This window comes from Parahaliea aestuarii (genome assembly GCF_008064635.1).
GTDB classification, from domain to species: Bacteria; Pseudomonadota; Gammaproteobacteria; order Pseudomonadales; family Halieaceae; genus Parahaliea; species Parahaliea aestuarii.
On the sequence record NZ_VRYZ01000008.1, the window covers coordinates 256,423 to 280,891 of the forward strand.

Genomic DNA, 24,469 nt, shown 5'->3' on the forward strand with positions numbered 1-24,469 from the left:
TCAGTCGTCGCTGATGCTGATATTGGGGAACTGCTGCACCCCGCCGCCGTCGGCCTGGGCCGCCAGAGTGGCGGCAATGGCGCGAGCGGCGCCGATATAGGCAGCCGCCTCTGGCGAATCGGGGTGCGACACCACGGTCGGCCGGCCGGCATCGGTCTGCTCGCGAATGGACAGGGCCAGCGGCAGGCTGGCCAGCAGTGGCACACCGTAGTCCGCCGCCACCCGGCGGCCACCTTCCGCGCCAAACACGTGCTCGCTGTGGCCGCACTGGCTGCACACGTGCACCGCCATATTCTCGATGATGCCGAGGATCGGCACGTCCACCTTGCGGAACATCTCGATACCCTTGCGGGCATCCAGCAGGGCGATGTCCTGGGGCGTGGTGACGATCACCGCGCCGGCCACCGTGGCCTTTTGCGAGAGGGTCAGCTGGATATCGCCGGTACCCGGCGGCATGTCGATAATCAGGTAGTCCAGTTCGCCCCAGGCGGTCTGCTCCAGCATCTGGGCCAGGGCGGAACCGGCCATCGGGCCGCGCCACACCATCGGCGTGCGCTCACCGGCCAGATAGCCCATGGACATGGTCTTCAGGCCGTGGGCCAGTACCGGCAGCAGGCGTTCGCCGTCGGCCTGCTCGGGGCGGGTGCCCTCGGCCAGACCGAGCATGCGCTGCTGACTCGGGCCATAGATGTCGGCATCCAGCAGCCCCACTTCCGCGCCGTCTGCGCGCAGGGCCAGGGCCAGGTTTACCGCGGTGGTGGACTTGCCAACCCCCCCCTTGCCGGAGGCGACGGCGACTATATGCTTGATCTGGTTCATGGGTATGGGCATCCGCTGGCAGCCGCTGAAAAGGGCCGCTTGGGCAAAGGGCGGCAGTATACGCGCCCGCCTGCGCATCAACAATGGCGCCCGCCGGGGAAGAGGGCCGAAAGCCGCGCCAATACTGGCTCCAGCGGGTGAAATGGCCCGGCAAAACCGCTATAGTAGCGCCCCTTTTTTGCACCGGACAGACAGGCAGACAATGGCTGAGCACAGCACCCGCGACATCCTGGTCACCAGCGCCCTCCCCTACGCCAACGGCTCACTCCACCTGGGCCACCTGCTGGAGATGGTGCAGACCGATATCTGGGTGCGCTTCCAGAAGTCCCGCGGCCACCGCTGCCACTACGTCTGCGCCGACGATGCCCACGGCACTGCGATCATGCTCACGGCCGAGAAGCTCGGCATCACCCCCGAAGAGCAGATCAAGCGAGTACAGGAAGAGCACGAGCGCGACACCGCCGGCTTCCTGATCGGTTTCGACAATTACTACAGTACGCATTCGCCGGAGAACCGCGCCTGGAGCGAGGAAATCTACCGGCGCCTGCGCGCCAACGGCCACATTGCCACCCGCGCCATCACCCAGGCCTTCGACCCGGAGAAGGAACTGTTTCTGGCAGACCGCTTTATCAAGGGCACCTGCCCCAAGTGCAAGACTGCCGACCAGTACGGTGACAACTGCGAGGCCTGCGGTGCCACCTACACCCCCGCGGAGCTGATCGACCCGGTTTCAGCCCTGTCCGGTGCGACGCCGATTGAAAAGGAAAGCGAGCACTACTTCTTCACCCTGCCGGCCTTTGCCGACATGCTGAAGACCTGGACCGGCTCCGGCACCCTGCAGCCGCAGATCGCCAACAAACTGCGCGAGTGGCTGGACGCCGGCCTGCAGGAATGGGATATCAGTCGCGATGCCCCCTACTTCGGCTTCGAGATTCCCGACGCGCCGGGCAAGTACTTCTACGTGTGGCTGGACGCTCCGATCGGCTATATGGCGAGCTTTCAGAACTACTGCGAGCGTGCCGGCATCGACTTCGACAGCTACTGGCAGAAGGACTCGCAGGCGGAGCTCTATCATTTCATCGGCAAGGACATCATCAATTTCCACGGCCTGTTCTGGCCGGCCATGCTGCACTCTGCCGAGTTGCGCACGCCCACCGCGATTTACGCCCACGGCTTCCTGACGGTGAACGGCACCAAAATGTCCAAGAGCCGGGGCACCTTTATCAAGGCCAGCACCTATCTCGCGCACCTGGATGCCGAGTACCTGCGTTACTACTTTGCCGCCAAACTCGCCGCCTCAGTCGACGACATCGACCTGAACCTCGAGGATTTTGTGCAGCGAGTGAATGCCGACGTGGTGGGCAAGGTAGTCAATATCGCCAGCCGCTGCGCCGGCTTTCTGAACAAGGGATTCGACAACACCCTCACTGCTGACTGCGCTGAAGCGACACTGGTACAGGACTTTATCGACGCCGGCGACGGTATCGCCGCCCTCTACGAAGGCCGTGAGTTCAACAAGGCCATCCGCGAGATCGTAGCCCTGGCCGATCGCGCCAACCAGTACATCGACGAGAAAAAGCCCTGGGTGCTGGCGAAACAGGCAGGCAGCGAGGCGGAAGTCCACGCGGTATGCAGCGTCGGCATCAACCTGTTCCGGGTGCTGATGACCTACCTGAAGCCGGTGCTGCCGGCGATGGCGGAGAAAGCAGAGGCCTTCCTCAATACCTCGCTGGACTGGACCGCCCTGTCCGCCCCGCTGACCGGCCATCAGCTGGAGAAATTCCAGCCCCTGATCACCCGCATTGACCCCAAACAGATCGAGGCCATGCTGGAGGCCAGCCGGGAAGAAGCGCCGGCCACCGCCAACGCGGCCGGCAAGACCGCCGCCAGCGGCAAGCCGGATTCCGGCAAGGCCAAAGCAGGGCCAGAGCAGGCGGCCGCGGACACCATTGCCTTCGAAGACTTCGCCAGGGTGGACCTGCGGGTGGCGGAAATTATCGCGGCAGATCATGTGGAAGGCGCCGACAAGCTGCTGCGCCTGACCCTCAGCCTCGGCGAGGAGCAGCGCCAGGTATTCGCCGGCATCAAGGCGGCCTATGCGCCGGAGGACCTGGTCGGCCGCCTCACGGTGATGGTGGCCAACCTGGCCCCGCGCAAGATGCGCTTTGGCCTGAGCGAGGGCATGGTGCTGGCGGCGGGCCCCGGCGGCGAGGAGATTTTCCTCCTCACCCCCGACAGCGGTGCCAGCCCGGGTATGCAAGTTAAATAAACCAGCGGCGACGTTATGAGCTTATGACAAATCGCAAGTTGTCTGTCCCGCTGTAACTACTTACCATTAGCCGCTTGACTGAAACGGACAGAAATTCGCCGCCTGAGCGCTGCAGACGATCACTCAAACAATGTTGGCTGACTATTCCATCCTGTTGATCGGGGCCATCCTGGTCAACAATTTCGTGCTGGTACAGTTTCTGGGACTGTGCCCCTTCATGGGTGTATCCAACAAACTGGAAACCGCCATGGGTATGTCGGCGGCCACCACCTTCGTACTGACACTCGCGTCCGTGTGCAGCTACCTCGTATTCAACTACCTGCTCGCCCCCCTCGGGCTGGAATACCTGCGCACCATCTCCTTTATTCTGGTCATTGCCGTAGTGGTGCAGTTCACCGAGATGGTGGTGCGCAAGTCCAGCCCCCTGCTGCACCGTGTGCTCGGCGTCTATCTGCCCCTGATCACCACCAACTGCGCGGTGCTGGGCGTGGCCCTGCTCAACATCAATAAAGAACACAACTTCCTGCAGTCGCTTTTCTATGGCTTCGGCGCCGCCGTGGGCTTCTCCCTGGTACTGGTGCTGTTCGCCGCCATGCGCGAGCGACTGGCAGTGGCGGATGTGCCGGTGCCCTTCAAGGGCGCCGCCATCGGCATGGTCACCGCCGGCCTGATGTCGCTGGCCTTTATGGGCTTTGCCGGGCTGGTGTAGGGAAGTATGTTTGAGTTGATTGCACAGTATCCCCTGCTGGCGGCCCTGTTTGCCCTGGTCGGTCTGGGTTTGGTATTCGGCGCTGTGCTCGGCTTCGCCGCGGTGCGCTTCAAGACCGAGGGCGACCCCATCGCCGACCAGATCAACGCCATCCTGCCCCAGACCCAGTGCGGCCAGTGCGGACACCCCGGCTGCCGCCCCTACGCCGAGGCCATCGCCGAAGGCGAGGCAATCAACAAATGTCCTCCTGGCGGCGAAGCAACCATCCAGGCCCTGGCCGACCTGCTGGATGTCGAAGCTCTCCCGCTGGACGAAGAGCACGGCGAAGAAAAGGTCAAATCGGTGGCCTTCATTCGCGAGGACGAGTGTATCGGCTGCACCAAGTGCATCCAGGCCTGCCCGGTGGACGCCATTCTCGGCGCCGCCAAGCAGATGCACACTGTTATCGCCAGTGAGTGCACTGGCTGTGACCTCTGTGTGGAACCCTGCCCGGTGGACTGTATCGACATGATCCCGCAGGAGGAAAGCCTGCAGACCTGGCACTGGAAACTGCCCGAGCTCGGCCGCGCCAATGTGGACATCATCGCCAGCGATGCGCAGACGGATCGCGCCGCATGAGAAAGATTTTTGACTTTCACGGCGGCATCCATCCGCCAGAGAACAAACAGCAATCACTGGGCGAGCCCATCCGCGACGCCGGCATCCCGGCGCAGCTGGTGGTGCCCCTGTCCCAGCATATCGGCGCGCCCTCCAGCCCTATCGTCGCCGTCGGCGACCGGGTCCTGAAAGGCCAGGTGATCGCCGAGGCCGCAGGCTTTGTCAGTGTCCCGCAGCACGCGCCCAGTTCCGGCACCGTCGCGGCCATCGAGGAGCGGCCCATTCCCCACCCCTCCGGTTTCCATGCCCTCTGTATTGTCATCGACTGCGATGGCCGGGATGAGTGGCTGCCCCACCGCGGGCTGGAGAACTACGAAGGCGAAAGCCCCTCCGATCTGCTGGAGCATATCCGCGAGGCGGGCATCGCCGGCATGGGCGGCGCCGGCTTTCCCTCGGCGGTCAAACTGAAGGAAAAACCCGGCGCCAGCATCGATACACTGATCATCAACGGTACCGAATGCGAGCCCTACATCACCGCAGACGATGCACTCATGCGGGAGCACGCCGCGGAGATTGTGGCCGGCGCGGAAATCCTGCGCCATATCGTCGGGCCGAAGAACACCCTGATCGGAGTGGAGGACAACAAACCCGAGGGCATTGCCGCGCTGCAGGCGGCCGCCGAGGGAACCGGCATCGAGATTGTGGTGTTCCCCACCAAATACCCCTCCGGCGGCGAAAAGCAGCTGATCGAAATCCTCACAGGCCGCCAGGTACCCAGTGGCGGACTGCCGGCGGATGTCGGTGTTGTATGCCAGAACGTGGGCACGGCAGTGGCGGTCTACGACGCCATTGTGCACGGCCGCCCACTGATTTCGCGTATCACCACGATCACCGGCGAAGCCGTGAGCCGCCCCGGGAATTACCGCGTTTTACTGGGCAGCCCCATGCAGCACCTGCTGGACCTGGCGGGCTTTGACCCGGCGCGCAACCAGCGCCTGGTCATGGGTGGGCCGATGATGGGCTTCACCCTCACCGACTCCGCGGTACCCGTGGTGAAAACCACCAACTGCCTGCTGGCCCCCAGTGCCGAAGAACTACCTGCGCCGCCACCGGCCCAGGCCTGCATCCGCTGCGGCCTCTGCGCCGAAGCCTGTCCTGCCAGCCTGCTGCCCCAGCAGCTATTCTGGTTCGCCCGGGGCAAGGAATACGACAAACTCGAAGAACACAATCTGTTCGATTGCATCGAGTGCGGCGCCTGCTCCTGGGCCTGCCCCAGTCATATCCCGCTAGTGCAGTACTACCGCGCCTCGAAGGCCGACATTCTGCAGCAGCGCCGCGACCACGAGAAATCGGAGCAGTCGCGGATACGTTTCGAGGCCCGGCAGGAACGACTGGCCCGGGAAGAAGCGGAAAAAGAAGCCAAGCGCCTGGCCCGCAAAAAGGCGGCAGAGCTACGCGCCCAGCAACAAGCTGCCGAGAGCGGTGACGATAGCGGAGCGGAAGTCGACCCTATCCAGGCGGCCATCGAGCGGGCCAAGGCGAAAAAAGCCGCCCAGCAACAGGCCGCCGGCGGCGAGAGTGAACAGGACAAACTGGAGAAGGCCGTCGCCAGCACCCGCAAGCGCCTGGATACCGCCAGCGCCAAGCTGGAGCAGGCCAGAGCCGAGGGTTCAGACCTGATCGACGCCCTGCAGAGCGGGGTCGACAAGACGCGCGCCAAGCTGGAGGCCGCAGAGAAGGCGCTGGCCGAGCACCTTGCCAGCCAGGACAATCCCCCCCCCGCCAGCGAGCCGGCGGTGGCCAAACCCAGGAGCGCCGCCGAGATCGCCATTGCAAAGGCCAAAGCCGCACGTGCGGCAGAGGCGGACTTGAGCCCGCAGGAAAAAGCCCGCAAGCAGCTCGACAGCCTGCGCCAGCGCCTCGACAAATCCGAACAGCGACTGGCACAGAGCCGGGAGGCTGGGGAAGACGAGAAAATCGTGGAGGCACTGGCCGCTACCGTGCAGCGCCTGAAAGAGAAAATCAGCGCGCTGGAGAGTGAAGCCGAAAAGGTGGAAAGTCCCTGATGGCCCTCCTGCGCGTCACCTCCCCCCACGCCCACGGCCCCGCCAGCACCCAGAAGGTGATGCAGCAGGTGCTGCTGGCCACCGTGCCCGGCGTGATTGCATTGATCCACTTTTTCGGCTTCGGTGTGCTGGTCAATATCGCCTGGGCGGCGCTGCTGGCTCTGGCCTTTGAGAGCCTGGCCCTGAAGCTGCGCGGCCGCGAGCTGGGCTTTTACCTGAAAGACTGCAGCGCCCTGGTCACTGCCGTCCTGCTGGGGGTCGCGCTGCCGCCCTACTCGCCCTGGTGGCTGATCGCCGTGGGCATGGCCTCCGCCATCCTGCTGGCCAAGCACCTTTACGGCGGCCTCGGCTACAACCCCTTCAACCCCGCCATGGTCGGCTACGTGGTGCTGCTGATTTCCTTTCCGGTACAGATGACCACCTGGGAGGCGCCGCGCGGGGTGGGCGAAGTGCCCGGTCTGCTGGACGCGCTGCGAGCCTGCTTTACCCCCGCCAGCTTTGACGGCACGACGGCTGCGACACCACTGGATGTGCTGAAGCAGAACAACAGCCTGCTGCTGGAAAATCTGTGGGCCGCCGAACCGGTGTTCGGCCGCTGGGCCGGCATCGGCTGGGAGTGGGCCAACATCGCCTTTCTCGCCGGCGGCCTGTGGCTACTGTACCGGCGTATTTTTACCTGGCACGCGCCACTGGCCTTCCTCGCTGTACTGGCCCTGATGGCGGCCCTGTTCTACGACGGCGGCAGTTCCGCCAGCGGCGGCTCTCCCCTGTTCCACCTGCTCAGCGGCGCCACCATGTTCGGCGCCTTCTTCATCGTCACCGATCCGGTGACCTCGGCGGTGTCGGTACGCGGGCGGCTGGTCTACGGCGCCCTCGCCGGACTGCTGGTCTACCTGATCCGGGTGTGGGGCAATTACCCGGACGCGGTGGCCTTCGCGGTGCTGATCATGAACTTTGCGGCGCCCTTCATCGACCACTACACGCAGCCGCGCACCTACGGCCACCGCAAACCCGCCAAGCGTCGGGAGGAAAGCTGATGCTGGGCCAATCCATCAGCCGCAACAGCCTGCTGCTGGGGCTGTTCGCCGTGATCACCACGGTGCTGATCGCCGGCACCTACCTGTCCACCCGGGATCGCATTGCCGAGGCCCAGCGCCAGGCCGAGGAAAAGGCCCTGCTGGAAATCATCCCTGACGAGCGCCACGACAACAACATGCTGGACGACACCGTGACCGTGGCCGCCGGCACTCTGGGGCTGAAGCAGGACAAGCCCGCCTATATCGCGCGCCGCGGCCAACAGGCCATCGCCGTGATCCTGCCCGCCACGGCCCCGGACGGCTACTCCGGCGCCATCGAACTGATCATCGGCGTCAATCGCGATGGCAGCGTGGCCGGGGTGCGGGTACTTAATCACCGCGAGACCCCGGGGCTTGGCGACAAGGTGGAACTGAGCAAATCCGACTGGATACTGGGCTTCAACGGCCGCTCCCTGGAAAACCCGGAGCCCGATAGCTGGGCAGTGAAAAAGGACGGGGGCGCCTTCGACCAGTTCACGGGTGCTACCATTACCCCGCGGGCGGTCGTGGCCGCCACCAGGGGCGCGCTGGAATACGCCCGCGACAATAACGGCAGACTGTTTGGCGTCGCCGCCGGCGAAAGCGCCAATACCGCTGACCAGGGAGCAGAATAATGGCCGCTTCGGACTATCGCGAGCTCAGCCTGAATGGCCTGTGGAAAAACAACCCGGCCATTGTGCAGTTACTGGGCCTGTGCCCCCTGCTGGCCGTTACCGGCAGTGTAGTCAATGCGCTGGGGCTCGCGGCGGCCACTACCCTGGTACTGCTGTGCTCCAATACCGCCGTGTCACTGATACGCAATGTGGTTTCCGATGCGGTGCGCCTGCCCGTGTTTGTGATGATCATCGCTGCGGCGGTGACCTGTATCGAACTGCTGATGCAGGCCTTCACCTACGAGCTGTACCAGATCCTCGGCATCTTCCTGCCGCTGATCACCACCAACTGCGTGATTCTCGGTCGCGCCGATGCCTACGCCAGCAAGAATCCCCTGCCCCTCGCCATGTGCGACGGACTGATGATGGGCCTGGGCTTCGGAGTGATTCTGGTGCTGCTGGGGGCGTTGCGGGAACTGCTCGGCACCGGCGCGCTGTTCGCCAATATGGATTTGCTGTTCGGCCCGGGCGCCGCCGACTGGCACTGGGTCATGGTGCAGGACTACCAGGCCTTCCTGCTGGCCATCCTGCCGCCGGGGGCGTTCATCTTCACCGGGCTGATCATCGCCGGCAAGAACCTCATCGACAGCGAGATCAAGCGCCGCCAGGATGCCCTCAAGGCCCGCCCGGTAAAAGGCTCCAAGCGGGTGCGGGTCACCGGGACCATTTCCTGACAGTACGCGTCGTTTTCCGGGACGGGCTAGCCAATTTGTTCGGGGCTAACTTGCCCGGGGCGCTTCAGTCCGACGCCGGCCCCAACACCAATAGCGTATCGAGAATCTCATCCACCGCGGCATCGTCCATGCCGCGGTTCTCCTCGTCACAGCTGTAAGTGACGAAAAGCAGCATGGCGTCGCTGGCCAGGTACCACTCGCGGACTGCGGCGCCGTCCTCGGAAAAAGCGCTGTGCACGCCGCTGAAATCGCCCCGCGTCACTGTGCGCCAATCACCCGCATCGGGGCTCTCGGCGCGGGCGATGCCGGCGACTTCAGCGGCGTCGAAGATGCCCGTTTCCTTGTGCAGGGTACTGATCTCGATACAGCCGACATCGTCCAGGTCACCCACCAGGATGGTGTCGTCCTCCGCCTCGGCCCACCACTCCGGGGGGATCAGCAGGCTCCACCATTCGGTTTCAAGCACGTTCACGTTCGACTCCTGGTTGCAATGACATAAGTACCGCGTCTTCGCGGCCTTCTGCGGCGGGATAGTAGTGTCGCCTGCGGCCGTCCTCGGTGAAGCCGAGGCCCCGATACAGGGCCAGTGCCGCTGCGTTGGAAGCCCGGACTTCCAGCAGGCAGCGCGCTGGTAACGGCCTCACCTCGCCCAGGGCGTGGTGCAACAGGCGGCTGGCCAGCCCCCGGCGCTGCGCCACGGGCGCCACCGCCACATTGTGGATACTCAGTTCGTCCAGTACCCGCTGGCAGACCACAAAGCCGCGAACAGCACCGTCCACCTCTGCCACCCAGGCAAACTCACCGCGCGCATCCGCGGCGACCGCATCCAGAAACTGGGCGGCGGACCAGGGTGAGAGAGACACAGAGGCATCGATCTCGGCCATGGCCGGCACATCGGCGGGCAGCGCCCTGCGCAAGTTGAGCGTCACCGCGCTGACTCCGCAAGGTGCAGCGGGCGAATCGCGTCCCAGACTCCGCGCTTGAGCCCCGGGTCCGCCAGCATATCGGCGGAACCGGCCGGTGCAACGACGCATTCGGCCCCGGCGGGGCGCGCCGCCCCCAGGTGGCGCAGGGCGCCTTCACCCAGGACAATCAGGGCGCGGCAGCCGCGCTCGTCGAGTTGCCGCTCCAGGAAGGAGTGCAGGGCCGCCTGGGCGGCTGCCTCGCCGAGGTCGAGTTGGCGATTGTTGTGCGGCGGCCAGTCAAAGCGGGCCACCTGCGGAGTGCCCCCCGCCCCCAGGGCCTGGGCCATGGCCCCAATCAGCTTGACCTGGTCGCGGCCCAGAACGGCGCGGGGCAGCGATTCCAGCCACAGCCAGTGGCCGGCAAACACCGCGCAGAGGGTGAAGCGGGCGACCGGGGGTGACAGCGCTCGCTGTGGCTCAATCTTTTCGTTCGCCGCCGCGGGAGGTGGCACCGGGGTCGCAGAAGGGTTGCGCAGCATCGCGCCCACGTCGGCGGGCACTAGCGCCTCTGCTGCTGTCGGTGCCGGTTCTGGTGCGGCCGGCACGGCCGCCTGAATCACATGACGCCGGCTCGGCGCCGCGCCAGGCAAATCCCTGCGCGAGACATGACAGTCGATACCGAGGGCGGCGAGATAGGCCTGCTGCTGGATAATGTGGGCTTGCGGCATGATTCGGGTGCTGGCGGAAAGTGCCAGTCTACCAGTTTTTTCTGCCCGCCCTACAGCAGGCGCCAGCCGTAGCGGTTGAAGAACTGGATGCCGGAGCGGCAGAACAGGCGGATGTGCTGCCAACCTTTGCTGGCGGTGTAGCCGCCGTGGTGAACAATGCGCATGGCCGGGTTGAACACCACCCGCCCCTGCTCGGCGATCCGGAGGGAGAGGTCGAAATCCTCGAAGTACATAAAGAACTGCTCATCAAAGCCGCCCACCGCCTGTAGCGCCCGCGTGCGCAGCAACATACAGCAGCCGCTGGCCAGCGGCACGTCGACGAGTTCCCGGGCGTCGGCCAGTTCACGCATTTCATAGTGTTCCATACTGCGTCGTAGTATGCGCCTCAGCCAGGACTGACCGCTGGCGCGCGCCAACAGCACCAACAACGAGGGTTGGCGTTTGCACAGGAACTCAGTGGCACCATCGCTGCCGCTGGCCGCGGGAGCCATCAGGGCAATATCCGGGGCGGGATGAAGGCTGGCCAGGGCCTGCTGCAGGGCATCGGGCGCCAATTCGACGTCGGGATTGAGGACCAGGTGGTATTCACTGTCGAGAGCATCCAGCGCCAGGTTGTGACCGCCACCAAAGCCGCGGTTCGAAGCCGACGACTGCCAGCTGCAGCGCAGCCATTGCGGGTCGCAATGCAGCAGGGGTTCAACCTGAGCGCGATATCCGGCCGGTGAAGCATTGTCCACCACCGCAACGGCAACCGGTGTGTGTAAAAGGCCGCTGTTGCTGGCCCGCGCCACCGCCTTTTCCAGGCTGGCAAGCGTTGCATCCAGCAGCACCGCATCGCTCTGGTATAAAACCAGAGACACTGACAGGGAAGCGGGATTGGGCGGCGTCGACATGGCGCGCATGGTAGCAGGTCGCCCCGGCCAAGTAACCGCAGCGCCATCCGCTGAGGTGCTATCATCGGTGCGCTCTTTTCACCCGGATGGCATCTTTAAATGGCGAAAAACGGCTTCCTGCGAAAATTCGGCCCCGGACTTCTGGTGACCGCCGCTTTCATTGGCCCCGGCACCATTACCACTGCCAGCAGTGCCGGCGCCCATTTCGGCTTCGCCCTGCTCTGGGCCCTGGTGTTTTCCCTCTTCGCGACCATCGTGCTGCAGGAGATGGCCGCGCGCCTCGGCCTGGTGACCCGGGCCGGCCTGGCCGAGGCCCTGCGCAGCTATTTTCACAGCCCTGTTCTGGGGCGGGCGGCAGTGCTGCTGGTGGTGGCGGCAGTCGGGTTCGGCAATGCCGCCTACGAGGCGGGCAACATCGCCGGCGCCGCCCTGGCACTGGCCCTGGTCAGCCAGGCTGGCAGCGGCCTGTGGGCCGCAGTCATCGGGCTGGCCGCGGCCGGGCTGCTGTACAGCGGCCGCTACCGGGTACTTGAATCCTCCCTGATAGTCCTGGTGCTGGTGATGAGCGCGGTGTTCCTGCTTACCGCCTGGAAAGTCTCACCCTCCCCTGCCGCCATGCTGGAAGGCATGCTCAAGCCATCGCTGCCAGCGGGCTCGCTGATGACCGTCATCGCTCTCATCGGCACCACGGTAGTGCCCTACAACCTGTTTCTGCACGCCAACGCGGTGCGCGAAAAGTGGCCACAAGACATGCCCACCGATCAGGCGCTGCGCGAAGCCCGCTGGGACACCGGACTTTCCATCGGCATCGGCGGACTGATTACCCTGGCGATACTGAGCACCGCCGCGGTGGCCTTCTTTGGCACCAGCGCCGTCTTCACCAGCGACTCCCTGGCGCTGCAACTGGAGCCGCTGCTCGGCACCTGGGCACGCTATGTGTTCGCCGCGGGGCTGTTTGCCGGCGGGCTTACCAGCGCAATTACCGCCCCGCTGGCCGCCGCCTACGCGGTGTGCGGAGCCCTGGGCTGGCGCAATGAACTGTCTGCTCCCGGCTTTCGCGTAGTCTGGCTGGTGGTATTGCTTACCGGCACCATCTTCGCCGCCCTCGGCAGCAAGCCCCTGACGGCCATTCTGTTCGCCCAGGTCGCCAACGGCTTCCTGCTGCCCGTTGTGGCCGTGTTTCTGCTGGTGGTAATGAACCAGCGCAAACTGCTGGGTGAGTTTACCAATGGCCCGCTGGCCAACCTGCTGGGGGGGCTGGTGGTGATGGTTGCCTTCGGGCTGGGAGCGGTAAAGCTGATGGGAGTGGCAGGCGCCTTCTAGCACATTCACCACCGACGCGATCCCGGCAGCGGAACCTGCGTGACATTCAGCTCGCCGGGGCACCCCGACACTCGCCCGAATTTGCCCCTGGGGACCGCTTCCGGCTGTTTCTGGAGAAAATTACAAAAAGTCCGTATCGCCATGTTATCCATCGAGTTTTTGTGGAATAACCGTGGTAATCTGTGGTCGCAGCACAACGGGGCTACGGGCCCGACCAGCAGCGGTCGGAGGCCCAACAATGACCATCAGGACGCCATAAAAGCTTGATAACAGCGGGCACAAGGGGAAGACAATGATCACTCGCTATGCCAGTCTCTGCAGCCGTTTTTCGGCGCTTCTCGCGATATTCGCACTGCTCACCGCCTGTGGCGGGGGCGGCGGTGGTGGAAGTGACGGCGGCTTCCTCCCTGTAGATCCGGAAGATGATGCCTACTTCCTCGCCCTCGGCCTCGAAGACGCCGACGGCAACAGCACCAATACCATCAGCACTTCAATGCCCGCCACGCTAAAGGTCAAGGTTACCCGCGAGGGCCCCAATGGCGCGCTCATTGCCGATACCCTGGTCACCGCAGATGCCAGCATCGGTATACTGACCCCGGCGACAGCCCTCACCAACGCCGAGGGTATCGCCCTGTTCACCCTGGAAGCAGACGGTGAAACCGGCGCCGGCGCAATCACCGCGACCGTCACCAATGAGGACGGCCTTGCAACTTCGCAGACCCTGAATTACCAGGTTGGCGCCGCGGGGCTGCGCCTCGGCCACTTCGACGGCAATGGCCTGTTCATTGAGAACGAAATTGGCGTCCACCCCAATTCCGACCTGGTCTACCGCGGCTCCGCCGAGGTCTTTGTCGACATCGTGGACGAGAGCGGCCAGCGTGCGACCAGCACCGAGGTGATTACCCTGAGCAGTAACTGCCTCGCCACCGGCAAGGCGACACTCGAACCGGCGAGCCCGCTGGAAACCACGACCGGCAACGTATCCACCACCTTCACCGCCATCGACTGCGCCGGGGCCGACGAGATCACCGCCACCATCGAGGGCGGCCAGGGCCAGGCTTTCACAACCCTCAATATCGGCTCACCCCGTGCCAACAGCCTGACCTTTGTCAGCGCAGAGCCCGACCTGATCGTGCTCAAGGGCACCGGCGGGGGCAGCAGCCGCCAGGAATCCTCCGTCGTCACCTTCCAGGTGATCGATTCCAGCAATAACCCGCTGCCAAACGTTGACGTCAACTTCTCACTGAGCACTGCCGTGGGCGGCCTGGCGCTGAGCCCGAGCTCCGATACCAGCGACGAAGAGGGCCTGGTACAGGTCACCCTGTTCTCCGGCGATGTCTCCACCGTGGTGCGCGTCATCGCCTCGGTAATGGCAGGTGACGGCAGCGGCCTGTCGCTGTCGACTGTGTCCGACATTCTCACTGTAAGTACGGGCCTGCCGGACCAGAACTCCATCAGCCTTTCGGTTGAAGGCAGTTTTGTGGTTGAAAGCGGGTTTTCCATGGACGGCATCCAGCGCTGCCTGACAGTGCGCATGGCGGACAAATTCAACAACCCGGTTCCCAACGGCACCAGTGCAATCTTCACCACCGAGTACGGCACTATCGACCCGTCCTGTGTCACCGGCGAACGCAATGGCGAAAGGGCCGTTTCCATTCCGGCCTGTGGTGGCCCCACCCCTCCGCCAGAAGGCCAGTGTGATGTACTCTGGACCAGCGGCGAGCCTCGGGTCCCGACCCTTCCCGATGCGCAGGACGCCATCAAGACCATCAACAACACGGGTTGCCCCAGCCTCGGCGGCGCCACCGGCCCCTGCCCTGACGACCTGCTGTATGTTCGCGGCGGTCGCTCCACCGTTCTTGTCACCGCCATCGGTGAAGAGTCCTTCGTTGACCGCAACGGCAACGGCGTCATGGACGAGGACGAAAGAGAGCTTTTCGCCAACCTGCCCGAAGCCTTCATCGATCACAATGAAGACGGCTTTTACACGCCGACCCTGCCCGGCTGCGGCAACTCAAACTCACTGCAATGCCTTGCCGGCTCTGAAGAAACCTTTGTGGACTTCAATAGCGACGGCAGCTACAACAACAACGACAGCCCTGCGCTGTACAACGGCTTGCTTTGCCCCCCGGAGGGCGATGGCGTCTGGTGCAGCAGAACCCTGGTGAATGTATTCGACCAAACCATCCTGATACTGTCGGCGGGAGATACCGCAGTTGGCTGGCAATTCCAACTGGCCAGAGGCTCCTCTGTCCAGCAGGGTACAACCGAAGGGCGCGACTACGTAGTCTACATATCGGACCTCTTCAATAGCCGGCCGCCCGCAGGTTCCACCGTCACCATTGCCTCCACCGACGGGCAGTGCCAGGCGTCGAAGGACTCCTTTATCGTAACCAACACCACCGGGCGCGGCGCCTTTGGCGCGGCATTCCAGGTACTGAGCAGCAGCGGCGACAATCCCGATTCACAAACAGAACAGGGATGCCCCCGGGAATCCGGAACCGACACATTGCGCGTAACGCTGTCACCCGGTGATGGCGGCGCAGCGGAATCCATACTCTACACCTGCGGCTGGGATAACGATGCGCCCCAACAACCCCCGGCGGATCCCAACTCCCCAAGCTGCTAGCCGACAGGCAAGTCGCACTCAAGGCCGCATGCATTCCGTGCGGCCTTTTTTGTATCCGACCCACAAAAAACCGCGGTATGATGATTCGGCGATGATAGACGCACCCCACACTGATTGAGCCGGAACGGGAACGGCGGCGTGACTTTCCCACAAAATCTGCTTTAGTTAGCTCATTCCTCCGCGGAATCTGCACCGGAGCTTAAATGGAACTCAGGCTGGGCAATATCAGGATCACGATCAGGATGACCGTGGTACTGATTTTCATGCTGGCAACGCTGCTGACGGCGGCGCTGGCCATCGGCCTGCAGTACTACTTCGGCCGCCAGCTGGCCCGGGAAGCCACCACCGAACTGTTCACCCTGGCCTCCGGCGCTCTGATGACGGAACAGATGAATTTCGCCGTCGGCAATGCCAGTACCCTCAACCTGCTGGCAGAGAATGAAGCACTGCTCACCGGGGACGACGAAGGGAAGATGCTGGAAACCTTCGCCCAGGCCCTGATCACCAATCCCCTGCTGTACGGCATTTATATCGGCCGTGCGGATGGCAGCATGGTGGAGTTGGTCAACCTCGACGTACAACCGGGCCTGCGGCGCTTTCATCTGGCGACGCCGGACGATCGCTGGCTGGCGATCAGGGTCACCCCTGGCCAGGAAAAGGCAACCCGTAGCTTCCACTACCTCAACGCCGACCTGGTCGAGCGGGTGCAACGCAGTGAACAGGTAAACTACGACCCCAGCGCCCGCAACTGGTACAGCAAGGCGATGGAGAACAAGGGCCAGCTGCACCGGACGGATGTCTACCTGTTCTCACAACTCGGCGCTCCCGGTCGCACGGTGTCACGCCGGGTAGGCAACAGCGACATAGTGGTTGCCCTGGACTTTACCCTGGAATCCATTTCCAACTGGCTGCGACAACAGCAGATAGCGGAATTTGGCGACATTTATATTTACCGCGCCGACGGTACCGTAATGGGCACCTCCGCCCGCACCGGTGAGCAGCGTGCACTTGCTGCCAATGGTTTGCTGTCGCTAAACCGCGAAGAACGCGCACTGATGGAACGCCTGTCACCCATCACCGTTTCCAATGAGATGGATTGGCCACCCTTTGACTACGCACTGACTGGACAGCCCCGGGGCTATTCCATTGATCTGATCCAGTTAATTGCCGAAGAACTGGGACTCGAAGTGGAGTTCGTCAACGGCTACACCTGGTCAGAGCTGGTGGAACGCTTTCGCGAAGGCCGCATCGACCTCTTGCATTCCGTTTTGCTGACTGCCGACAACGCCCAGTGGGGACAAGCCTCCGACGCCTACTTCACACTGCCCTACGCCATCGTCACCACCCAGGGGCACAAACCCGTCTCCAGCCTGTCCGAACTTGCCGGCCGGCAACTTGCCATTCCAGCTGGCTGGTCAGTGATTCCGGTTATACGGGAGCGCTTCCCCCAGATCGGTATCGTCGAAACTACCAGCACTCTCGCTGCCATGCGACTGGTGCGTAACGGGGAGGTTGACGCAGCGCTCGATAACGAGGCCATCCTGCGCTACATAGAACAGCACTACTTCCTGAGCGGGCTGCAGTACCACAGTAGTGTCGATCTTGGATCGGGACCTGTGCCGGACAGTCTTCATATCCTTGCCGGCGAGCGCCTGGCTCCGGCCCTGCCGCTGATCAATCGCGCCATTGCCAACATCAGCCAGGCCCAGCGGGACGAGCTGAACCATCGCTGGCTGGATTATTCCCGGACCAGCAACGGAGCCAGTGCCGGTGTTGTCCCCACTGAAACGATGATTTCACTGATACAGTCGCCCCATCTGTTCGACACCCTCCGTGAAGTGGTGCACGAGGGCGAGCCCCATTTCCTGTTTGTCTCGCCATCTATTGCAGCCGGTGCCGACCAACTCTACTTTGGCGTACTGGTAAAGCAGGCCGCTATCATCGGCCCCTTCCTGGAAAAGGTTAAACTGTCCGCAGCCATTACCGGCGGCCTGTTCATCCTGCTGCTGCCGCTGTGTTGGGCCTTCGCCTCTCCCATAGTCTATCCCATACGCCAGCTGGCGCTGGAGAATGACAAGATTCGCCTGCGTCGTTATGACGAAGTGAATCGACTGCCTTCACGTGTGCGGGAAATCGACGACCTGTCCGATTCCATGGTCAGTATGGTGCAGGCCATCCAGGCCCACGAGGCCGCGCAACGGGAGTTGATGGACGCCTTCATCCGCCTTATCGCCCAGGCCATCGACGACAAATCACCCTATACCGGCGGACACTGTGAGCGGGTGCCGGAACTGGCCCTGATGCTGGCCAAGCACGCTTCCGACTCCCAACTCCCGGCCTTTCGCGACTTCAAGCTCGACAGCCAGGAGCAGTGGCGCGAATTCCGCATCGCCGCCTGGCTCCACGACTGCGGCAAAATCACCACGCCCGAGCACGTGGTCGACAAGGGCAGCAAGCTGGAAACCATCTACAACCGCATTCACGAAATACGCACCCGCTTCGAAGTGCTGTGGCGGGATGCCGAGATCAGCTACCTCAAGGCCTGCCTGGCGGACCCCGAAGCAGAAGCGGAGCATCGCAAGACGCTGGTGGCCTCGCAGCGGCAACTGGTGGATGACTTTACCTTCGTTGCCGAGTGCAACGTGGGCGGGGAATTCCTGGGTGACGACGCCCAGGCGCGGCTGCGCCAGATCGCCGCAACGACCTGGCAGCGTCACTTTGACAACTGCATCGGCCTGTCGCCAGTGGAAGAACTGCGCCAACCCCTGCAAAAAGTGCCGCTCCCCGCCACCGAGCCTCTGCTGGCGGACCGCCCCGAGCACATCATTCAGCGCACTCACAGCACGCACTATCCGCCCGAATACGGGATCAACATGGATATCCCCGAACATCTCTACAATCTCGGGGAAATCTACAACCTGTCCATCTCACGCGGCACGCTGACAGCCGAGGACCGCTTCAAGATCAACGAGCATATGATCAGCACCATCAAGATGCTGGAGAGCCTGCCTTTCCCCGATGAACTGCAGAACGTGCCGCGCTACGCCTCAACCCACCACGAGACCATGAAAGGCACCGGCTATCCGCGCAGGCTGCCCGGCTCAGAGCTGAGTGTGCCGGAGCGCCTGCTGGCAGTGGCCGACGTCTTCGAGGCACTGACCGCCGCAGACCGGCCCTACAAGAAGGCCAAGCCGGTCAGTGTGGCAGTGGATATCCTGCACAAGATGGTGGAGGACAACCACATCGACCGCGACAGCTTCGAGCTGTTTATCCGTAAGAAAGTCTATCTGCAGTATGCCCAGCGCTACCTCGCGCCTGAGCAGATTGACGAGGTGGACCGCGCAAGTTACCTGGGCCGTGCACTGTAACGTGGTCGCCCCTTTTGGCCTGCTGGCCTTCTGCTGCCTTGCTGTACCGCTGCGGGCAGAGAGCATCAGTGAACTTGAAGCACGGGTGGCAGATCTGCAGGCGCGATTGAACGCGGCAGAGCGGGATCTACAGGCTGCCCGGGACGCCGCGAGCAAATCCCGGGAAGAGTCGGAGGTACTGCGGGCCGAATTGCAGCGCAACCGCGAGGCCAACGCCGGCTTTAGTATCGGGCCGCTGACCATTGGTGGCGCCATGCGCGTAAACTATGTATACGGCAGTTACGAGGGCTACGATGATGGCCCCAGCCGCGCCGGACACGGCGGCAATGTCGAGCTGGATACTTTCCGTATCAACATGGCGCTCGAACAGGGGCCACTGGTCGGCAAGCTGGAATATCGCTGGTATCCGGCCGGCAGCGGCCAGAACTACAGTTTCCTGCATACCGGCTGGCTCGGCTATCGCCTGTCGTCGCAGAGTCACCTGGAGCTGGGTGTGAATCGTGTCCCCTTCGGCGCCGGCCCCTACGGCATCAGCCAGAGCTATTTTTTCGACCAGCATTACTATGTGGGCCTTTCGGACGACCCCGACCTCGGCGCAAAGTACAGCTATGCGGGCGACGACTGGGCCGTTGATCTGGGCTACTACGTCCACAATGAACCGAGCTTTTCTGGCCGCAGTGAAGACAGCACCCGTTACGGCTACGACGTGGTGCGCTGGCGAGAAAGCATCGACAGCGACGGCAACGTGACTTTCAACGGCGCGCGCAGTGGCTTTCGCGAAGCCGACCAGTTCAACCTGCGCCTCATCCGCTACCTCCGCTCTGAATATGGCGACACAGCTATCGGCGCCTCCCTGCAGTACGGCGGACTCGATGGCACAAATGTCGATGACGGCGAACACTGGGCAGCGGCCATGCACCTGGTCCAGAATATCGGAGACCTGACCATTGGCTTTCAGGCCAGCCGCTATGAGTATCACATCAGCGCCGACAACCCCTGGCGCAGTGACGACCTGATTCCAATGGGCGCCTACGACTTCGCCTGGCCAGTCGCCGCCCAGGCCTGGGTGCCAGCCATTTCCGTCAGCTACAAGCTGGTGACCAGCAACATACCCTGGCTCGACTCCATTCGCCCCTACCTGGAATGGAGCAGTATCGTAAAGGATGAGGACAGCTTCAACGACAGCCAACTGGTGGTAGTCGGCGCGGCACTGGCACGAGGTGGCTGGTATATCTACAGCGAAATGACCTATTCGGACGGTAACTATTTCATCGGCAACGAAGGCGACGACTACAGCCGAATCGACATGGTGAACGACTTTGGCGTCTCCGGAAACAATCGCTGGGACTATCGCTTTAATATCAACTTCGGCTATTACTACTAATGGCCTTCCGTATTCCGATCCGCATTGCGGTGGTCACAATTTTCGTTCTGGCCACACTGACTACCACTGGCATTGCCCTGGGGCTGCAGTACTACTTCAGTCAGACACTGGCCAAATCCGCCGCCACCAATCTCTACACCACCAGTGCCAATGGCATAGGCCTCGCGTATAACGCGACCCTTGAACGCACTGATTCGGTCATCCGGCTGCTGAGTACCAATACCAAACTACTGCAAACTGATGCCCGCGATGAACAGCTGCAATTGTTCCGGCGCACGCTGGAATACAATAACGCCCTCTACGGCCTGTATATCGGCCGGTCGGACGGCAGCTTCCTGGAGCTGATCAACCTCAACCACAGCACCGACACACGCAGCCATCTACTGGCGACGGTAAGTGATCGCTGGGTCATCGTTGAAATCAGCAGTGCAGGGAGCGAACGTCAGCGACAGTTTACCTACCTCGACGAGCATTGGCAGGTGCGTGCAACCCGCTCGGAAGCGACCGACTACGATGTCCGCAACCGCGACTGGTATCGCCAGGCACTTGCCAAACCCGGGGTATACCTCAGTGCCCCCTACCTTTTCGCCCACCTCGGCGCGCCGGGGCAGACTACCTCCGCACGCGTCCTGGACAGCGGTGTAGTGGTAGCCATCGACCGCACCCTGGCCGCCGTCTCCGAAAGCCTGGCAAAGCAGGATCTCCCCAGAGGCAGCGAGCTGTATATCTACGACGAACAGGGAGGGCTCGTCGCCTCTTCGTTGCGCCAGCAGGACAAATTTGCCAGCATTCCTGTGCCACAACTCACTCTCAGCTCCGATGAGCAAGCCTTTGTCGATAGCCTGCCAGCGCTTAAAGTCTCCAACGAAATGGACTGGCCACCCATAGACTATGCGGTACTCGGTGAGCCCCGGGGCTACGCAGTGGATGTCATCCACCTGATCGGCGCCATGACCGGCCTGAAATTCAACTTTGTAAATGGCATGACATGGCCCTCACTGATCAGCGAGTTCCGCGACGGCACGCTGGATATTCTTCAACCCATCGGTATTACCGAGCAAAACCGCAACTGGGGCGAAGTCATCGACAGTTTTATGCAGCTGCCGCTGGCACTGGTGACAACGCGCGACAAAGCACAACTGCGGTCACTTGCGGAACTCTCCGGTAAACAGATCGCTATCCCCAAGGGCTGGGCTGTGGCCAGCATGGTGCGCGATTACTTTCCGGAGATCACTATTGTTGAGACCGACAGTCCCGCCGATTCCCTGCGCCGGGTGCGCGATGGCGAAGTGTTCGCGACCCTGGATAACGAGCCGATTCTGCGCTATGTGCAAAGCCACTACTACATCAACGGCCTGCGTTATCACAGCAACCTGGATTTCGGCGGCCACCCGGTTCCCGATGAAATGTCCATGCTGGTACAGCCGGGTCAGCTGCAACTGGCGCACTTGCTGAATCGGGCCATTGCCGCCATCGGCCCCGAACAACGGCAGGCACTTGCGGCCAAGTGGCTGACCGAGGACAACCAGCAAACCGAAAACATAGACGCAGGAACTGTCCCTCTGGACCTGATGATAAGCGCAGCAAGCGACCAGAAGCTGCAGTCCCGGCTGATACCTGCCCACTATCGCAGCAAGCAATATTTCACCTACGTGGAGCCGCTACTAAGCCATGAGAGCAGTCGCTGGTATCTCGGCGTGCTGGTTCCACGGGAGGCGGTGCTCGCCCCATTCAACGAAAAGGTCTGGCTGTCCGTGATTCTGACCGGAATCATGCTGCTGTTGCTGCTTCCCTTTTCATGGGTCTTCGCCGCCCCCATTGTCGAACCTATCAAACACCTCGCCGTCGAAAACGAGAAGGTTCGACGGCGCGAGTACGACGCAGTTGTAAACTACCCGTCGCGTATCAAGGAAATCGACGACCTGTCCGATTCTGTGTTCAACATGGTGCAGGCCATCCAGGCCCACGAGGCCGCGCAACGGGAGTTGATGGACGCCTTCATCCGCCTTATCGCCCAGGCCATCGACGACAAATCACCCTATACCGGCGGACACTGTGAGCGGGTGCCGGAACTGGCCCTGATGCTGGCCAAGCACGCTTCCGACTCCCAACTCCCGGCCTTTCGCGACTTCAAGCTCGACAGCCAGGAGCAGTGGCGCGAATTCCGCATCGCCGCCTGGCTCCACGACTGCGGCAAAATCACCACGCCCGAGCACGTGGTCGACAAGGGCAGCAAGCTGGAAACCATCTACAACCGCATTCACGAAATACGCACCCGCTTCGAAGTGCTGTGGCGGGATGCCGAGATCAGCTACCTCAAGGCCTGCCTGGCGGACCCCGAAGCAGAAGCGGAGCATCGCAAGACGCTGGTGGCCTCGCAGCGGCAACTGGTGGATGACTTTACCTTCGTTGCCGAGTGCAACGTGGGCGGGGAATTCCTGGGTGACGACGCCCAGGCGCGGCTGCGCCAGATCGCCGCAACGACCTGGCAGCGTCACTTTGACAACTGCATCGGCCTGTCGCCAGTGGAAGAACTGCGCCAACCCCTGCAAAAAGTGCCGCTCCCCGCCACCGAGCCTCTGCTGGCGGACCGCCCCGAGCACATCATTCAGCGCACTCACAGCACGCACTATCCGCCCGAATACGGGATCAACATGGATATCCCCGAACATCTCTACAATCTCGGGGAAATCTACAACCTGTCCATCTCACGCGGCACGCTGACAGCCGAGGACCGCTTCAAGATCAACGAGCATATGATCAGCACCATCAAGATGCTGGAGAGCCTGCCTTTCCCCGATGAACTGCAGAACGTGCCGCGCTACGCCTCAACCCACCACGAGACCATGAAAGGCACCGGCTATCCGCGCAGGCTGCCCGGCTCAGAGCTGAGTGTGCCGGAGCGCCTGCTGGCAGTGGCGGACGTCTTCGAGGCACTGACCGCCGCAGACCGGCCCTACAAGAAGGCCAAGCCGGTCAGTGTGGCAGTGGATATCCTGCACAGGATGGTGGAGGACAACCACATCGACCGCGACAGCTTCGAGCTGTTTATCCGCAACGGGGTTTATCTCGAGTACGCCGAGCAATACCTAGCCCCGGAGCAGATCGACACCATAGACGAATCAACCTACCTCGGCTAGGCATTCAAAAGCGCGGGGTGTAGAAGTGGCAGTAAGGTTCCTTGCCGGTTTTTACATAATAGTTCTGGTGGTATTCCTCAGCCTTCCAGAAACGACAGAGCGGCAGGACCCTGGTAGCAACATCCATGCCCTTGCCCTCAAGGATAGCAACCAGCTTTTCTATGATTTCCCGCTCCGAGTCATCACCCACAAACACGGCAGAGGCATATTGTTCACCTAGATCCGGGCCCTGACCATCAACCTGCGTCGGATCGTGGATCTCAAAGAACAGTTTTGCCAGTGTTTCGTAGTCAACACGCCGAGGGTCATAGCTGACCTCTACGGCCTCTAGATGACCAGTGGTCTTATTACAGACCTCGCGGTAGCTCGGGTTTTCCTGGTGCCCTCCCATATAACCGGACACCACATCCAGCACACCGTCCTGCTGCCGCATGAGATGTTCCACACCCCAGAAGCAACCTCCCGCAAAGTACGCCTTCCGCATGGCTGTGCCCTCCCTCTGTTGCCACTCTTCATGACTGACAAATATCATCGATACGGAATTTACGCAGTGACGGACATTCTTGACCGTCAGCATCTCGCCCTGAAAGACATGCCCGAGATGCCCATCGCAGTGGGCACAAAGTATCTCGGTGCGCCGACCATCGGCATCCACTTCTCTCCGCACTGCGCCGGCTATCTCGTCGTCGAAGCTGGGCCACCCACAATGCGAGGGAAACTTGTCTTCGGAACGGTACAACGGTGCTTCACAGCGGCGGCAAAGGTAAAGGCCCGCCCCAAAAAAATCATCGTACTGACCGCTGAAAGGGCGTTCAGTGCCTTTCTCGACAATGACCCTGTGTTCTTCCGGGGTCAATGGCTTCCAATCATCACTCATACAACTGGTTTCCTGTGTGCAAACCGGTAGAACCATACATAGGGCTTTATTTACAGGCAATAAAAAACCCCGCGGTACAGCGTACCACGGGGTTTGTATTAAAAGCCTGGCGATGACCTACTCTCACATGGGGTGGTCCGGCAATCCGGGACCCCATATAAAGCGCGGGGTCTGCCCGTGTGGGAGTATCGAACACACAAAGTAAAACGCCCCGACCATAACTGATCGGGGCGTTTGTATTAAAAGCCTGGCGATGACCTACTCTCACATGGGGAGACCCCACACTACCATCGGCGATGCATCGTTTCACTACTGAGTTCGGAATGGGGTCAGGTGGTTCCAATGCTCTATTGTCGCCA

Annotated in this window: 18 protein-coding genes and 1 rRNA gene; 12 read left to right on the forward strand and 7 right to left on the reverse strand. The window is 62.2% G+C overall.

The window, feature by feature from the left end:
* Positions 1 to 819, reverse strand: coding sequence for an iron-sulfur cluster carrier protein ApbC (apbC, locus tag FVW59_RS17360; RefSeq protein WP_148065629.1), 819 nt, complete (start codon positions 817 to 819; stop codon positions 1 to 3).
* A gap of 202 nt (positions 820 to 1,021) precedes the next feature.
* Here apbC and metG point away from each other — a divergent pair, with 202 nt between their 5' ends.
* From metG to FVW59_RS17395, 7 genes are all read left to right on the forward strand, one after another.
* Positions 1,022 to 3,088 (forward strand): methionine--tRNA ligase, encoded by a 2,067-nt coding sequence (gene metG / locus FVW59_RS17365; RefSeq protein ID WP_148065630.1) that lies wholly within the window; start codon positions 1,022 to 1,024, stop codon positions 3,086 to 3,088.
* Positions 3,089 to 3,218: 130 nt separating this feature from the next.
* The gene (gene rsxA, locus FVW59_RS17370; protein ID WP_148065631.1) at positions 3,219 to 3,797 is read left to right on the forward strand and encodes an electron transport complex subunit RsxA; all 579 of its coding nucleotides are present in this window, start codon (positions 3,219 to 3,221) and stop codon (positions 3,795 to 3,797) included.
* A gap of 6 nt (positions 3,798 to 3,803) precedes the next feature.
* A complete protein-coding gene (rsxB, locus tag FVW59_RS17375) occupies positions 3,804 to 4,415 on the forward strand; it encodes an electron transport complex subunit RsxB (RefSeq protein ID WP_148065632.1) in 612 nt (203 codons plus the stop codon).
* A complete protein-coding gene (gene rsxC / locus FVW59_RS17380) occupies positions 4,412 to 6,460 on the forward strand; it encodes an electron transport complex subunit RsxC (protein ID WP_148065633.1) in 2,049 nt (682 codons plus the stop codon). The genes rsxB and rsxC overlap by 4 nt, the downstream gene beginning before the upstream one ends.
* Positions 6,460 to 7,497, forward strand: coding sequence for an electron transport complex subunit RsxD (gene rsxD / locus FVW59_RS17385; RefSeq protein ID WP_148065634.1), 1,038 nt, complete (start codon positions 6,460 to 6,462; stop codon positions 7,495 to 7,497). Before rsxC ends, rsxD begins: the two co-directional genes overlap by 1 nt.
* Positions 7,497 to 8,150: an electron transport complex subunit RsxG gene (gene rsxG, locus FVW59_RS17390; RefSeq protein WP_148065635.1), complete on the forward strand. Its 654-nt coding sequence runs from the start codon at positions 7,497 to 7,499 to the stop codon at positions 8,148 to 8,150. Before rsxD ends, rsxG begins: the two co-directional genes overlap by 1 nt.
* The gene (locus FVW59_RS17395) at positions 8,150 to 8,863 is read left to right on the forward strand and encodes an electron transport complex subunit E (protein ID WP_148065636.1); all 714 of its coding nucleotides are present in this window, start codon (positions 8,150 to 8,152) and stop codon (positions 8,861 to 8,863) included. Before rsxG ends, FVW59_RS17395 begins: the two co-directional genes overlap by 1 nt.
* Positions 8,864 to 8,927: 64 nt before the next feature.
* Here the strand turns inward: FVW59_RS17395 and FVW59_RS17400 are convergent, their stop codons facing one another.
* Genes FVW59_RS17400 through FVW59_RS17415 form a run of 4 tightly spaced genes read right to left on the reverse strand, consistent with a single transcriptional unit; the run spans position 8,928 to position 11,398 of the window.
* Positions 8,928 to 9,335 carry a hypothetical protein gene (locus FVW59_RS17400; RefSeq protein ID WP_148065637.1) on the reverse strand — a complete coding sequence of 136 codons (408 nt, stop codon included), beginning with the start codon at positions 9,333 to 9,335 and terminating at the stop codon, positions 8,928 to 8,930.
* Complete coding sequence (gene rimI / locus FVW59_RS17405; protein WP_187275955.1) at positions 9,322 to 9,792, reverse strand: ribosomal protein S18-alanine N-acetyltransferase; 471 nt, start codon at positions 9,790 to 9,792, stop codon at positions 9,322 to 9,324. Before rimI ends, FVW59_RS17400 begins: the two co-directional genes overlap by 14 nt.
* A complete protein-coding gene (locus FVW59_RS17410; RefSeq protein WP_148065639.1) occupies positions 9,789 to 10,496 on the reverse strand; it encodes a hypothetical protein in 708 nt (235 codons plus the stop codon). Before FVW59_RS17410 ends, rimI begins: the two co-directional genes overlap by 4 nt.
* Positions 10,497 to 10,546: 50 nt before the next feature.
* The gene (locus tag FVW59_RS17415; RefSeq protein ID WP_148065640.1) at positions 10,547 to 11,398 is read right to left on the reverse strand and encodes a glycosyltransferase family 2 protein; all 852 of its coding nucleotides are present in this window, start codon (positions 11,396 to 11,398) and stop codon (positions 10,547 to 10,549) included.
* 90 nt (positions 11,399 to 11,488) lie between these two features.
* Between FVW59_RS17415 and FVW59_RS17420 the strand changes: the two genes are divergently transcribed.
* The 5 genes from FVW59_RS17420 (at position 11,489) to FVW59_RS17440 (ending at position 23,233) form a co-directional block, all read left to right on the forward strand.
* Positions 11,489 to 12,712 (forward strand): Nramp family divalent metal transporter, encoded by a 1,224-nt coding sequence (locus FVW59_RS17420; RefSeq protein WP_148065641.1) that lies wholly within the window; start codon positions 11,489 to 11,491, stop codon positions 12,710 to 12,712.
* A gap of 292 nt (positions 12,713 to 13,004) precedes the next feature.
* Entirely contained in the window at positions 13,005 to 15,341 is a 2,337-nt protein-coding gene (locus FVW59_RS17425; protein WP_148065642.1) for an Ig-like domain-containing protein, read from the forward strand.
* 203 nt (positions 15,342 to 15,544) lie between these two features.
* Entirely contained in the window at positions 15,545 to 18,709 is a 3,165-nt protein-coding gene (locus FVW59_RS17430) for an HD domain-containing phosphohydrolase (RefSeq protein WP_148065643.1), read from the forward strand.
* A 1-nt stretch (position 18,710) separates the two neighbouring features.
* Positions 18,711 to 20,093, forward strand: a complete 1,383-nt coding sequence (locus tag FVW59_RS17435; protein WP_148065644.1) for a hypothetical protein — start codon at positions 18,711 to 18,713, stop codon at positions 20,091 to 20,093.
* On the forward strand, positions 20,093 to 23,233 hold the full coding sequence (locus FVW59_RS17440; RefSeq protein WP_148065645.1) for an HD domain-containing phosphohydrolase: 3,141 nt from the start codon (positions 20,093 to 20,095) through the stop codon (positions 23,231 to 23,233). Before FVW59_RS17435 ends, FVW59_RS17440 begins: the two co-directional genes overlap by 1 nt.
* A gap of 4 nt (positions 23,234 to 23,237) precedes the next feature.
* Here the strand turns inward: FVW59_RS17440 and FVW59_RS17445 are convergent, their stop codons facing one another.
* Together FVW59_RS17445 and rrf are read right to left on the reverse strand one after the other, a co-directional pair.
* Entirely contained in the window at positions 23,238 to 24,110 is an 873-nt protein-coding gene (locus FVW59_RS17445) for a bifunctional methionine sulfoxide reductase B/A protein (protein ID WP_148065646.1), read from the reverse strand.
* A gap of 245 nt (positions 24,111 to 24,355) precedes the next feature.
* Positions 24,356 to 24,469 (reverse strand): 5S ribosomal RNA (gene rrf, locus FVW59_RS17450); the annotation flags it as partial.

What these genes read in the sequence shown, in the direction of transcription:
- apbC (WP_148065629.1), bottom strand. Translation starts at nt 819, where the DNA reads ATGAACCAGATCAAGCATATAGTCGCCGTCGCCTCCGGCAAGGGGGGG.
- metG (WP_148065630.1), top strand. Translation starts at nt 1,022, where the DNA reads ATGGCTGAGCACAGCACCCGCGACATCCTGGTCACCAGCGCCCTCCCC.
- rsxA (WP_148065631.1), top strand. Translation starts at nt 3,219, where the DNA reads ATGTTGGCTGACTATTCCATCCTGTTGATCGGGGCCATCCTGGTCAAC.
- rsxB (WP_148065632.1), top strand. Translation starts at nt 3,804, where the DNA reads ATGTTTGAGTTGATTGCACAGTATCCCCTGCTGGCGGCCCTGTTTGCC.
- rsxC (WP_148065633.1), top strand. Translation starts at nt 4,412, where the DNA reads ATGAGAAAGATTTTTGACTTTCACGGCGGCATCCATCCGCCAGAGAAC.
- rsxD (WP_148065634.1), top strand. Translation starts at nt 6,460, where the DNA reads ATGGCCCTCCTGCGCGTCACCTCCCCCCACGCCCACGGCCCCGCCAGC.
- rsxG (WP_148065635.1), top strand. Translation starts at nt 7,497, where the DNA reads ATGCTGGGCCAATCCATCAGCCGCAACAGCCTGCTGCTGGGGCTGTTC.
- FVW59_RS17395 (WP_148065636.1), top strand. Translation starts at nt 8,150, where the DNA reads ATGGCCGCTTCGGACTATCGCGAGCTCAGCCTGAATGGCCTGTGGAAA.
- FVW59_RS17410 (WP_148065639.1), bottom strand. Translation starts at nt 10,496, where the DNA reads ATGCCGCAAGCCCACATTATCCAGCAGCAGGCCTATCTCGCCGCCCTC.
- FVW59_RS17415 (WP_148065640.1), bottom strand. Translation starts at nt 11,398, where the DNA reads ATGCGCGCCATGTCGACGCCGCCCAATCCCGCTTCCCTGTCAGTGTCT.
- FVW59_RS17420 (WP_148065641.1), top strand. Translation starts at nt 11,489, where the DNA reads ATGGCGAAAAACGGCTTCCTGCGAAAATTCGGCCCCGGACTTCTGGTG.
- FVW59_RS17425 (WP_148065642.1), top strand. Translation starts at nt 13,005, where the DNA reads ATGATCACTCGCTATGCCAGTCTCTGCAGCCGTTTTTCGGCGCTTCTC.
- FVW59_RS17430 (WP_148065643.1), top strand. Translation starts at nt 15,545, where the DNA reads ATGGAACTCAGGCTGGGCAATATCAGGATCACGATCAGGATGACCGTG.
- FVW59_RS17440 (WP_148065645.1), top strand. Translation starts at nt 20,093, where the DNA reads ATGGCCTTCCGTATTCCGATCCGCATTGCGGTGGTCACAATTTTCGTT.
- FVW59_RS17445 (WP_148065646.1), bottom strand. Translation starts at nt 24,110, where the DNA reads ATGAGTGATGATTGGAAGCCATTGACCCCGGAAGAACACAGGGTCATT.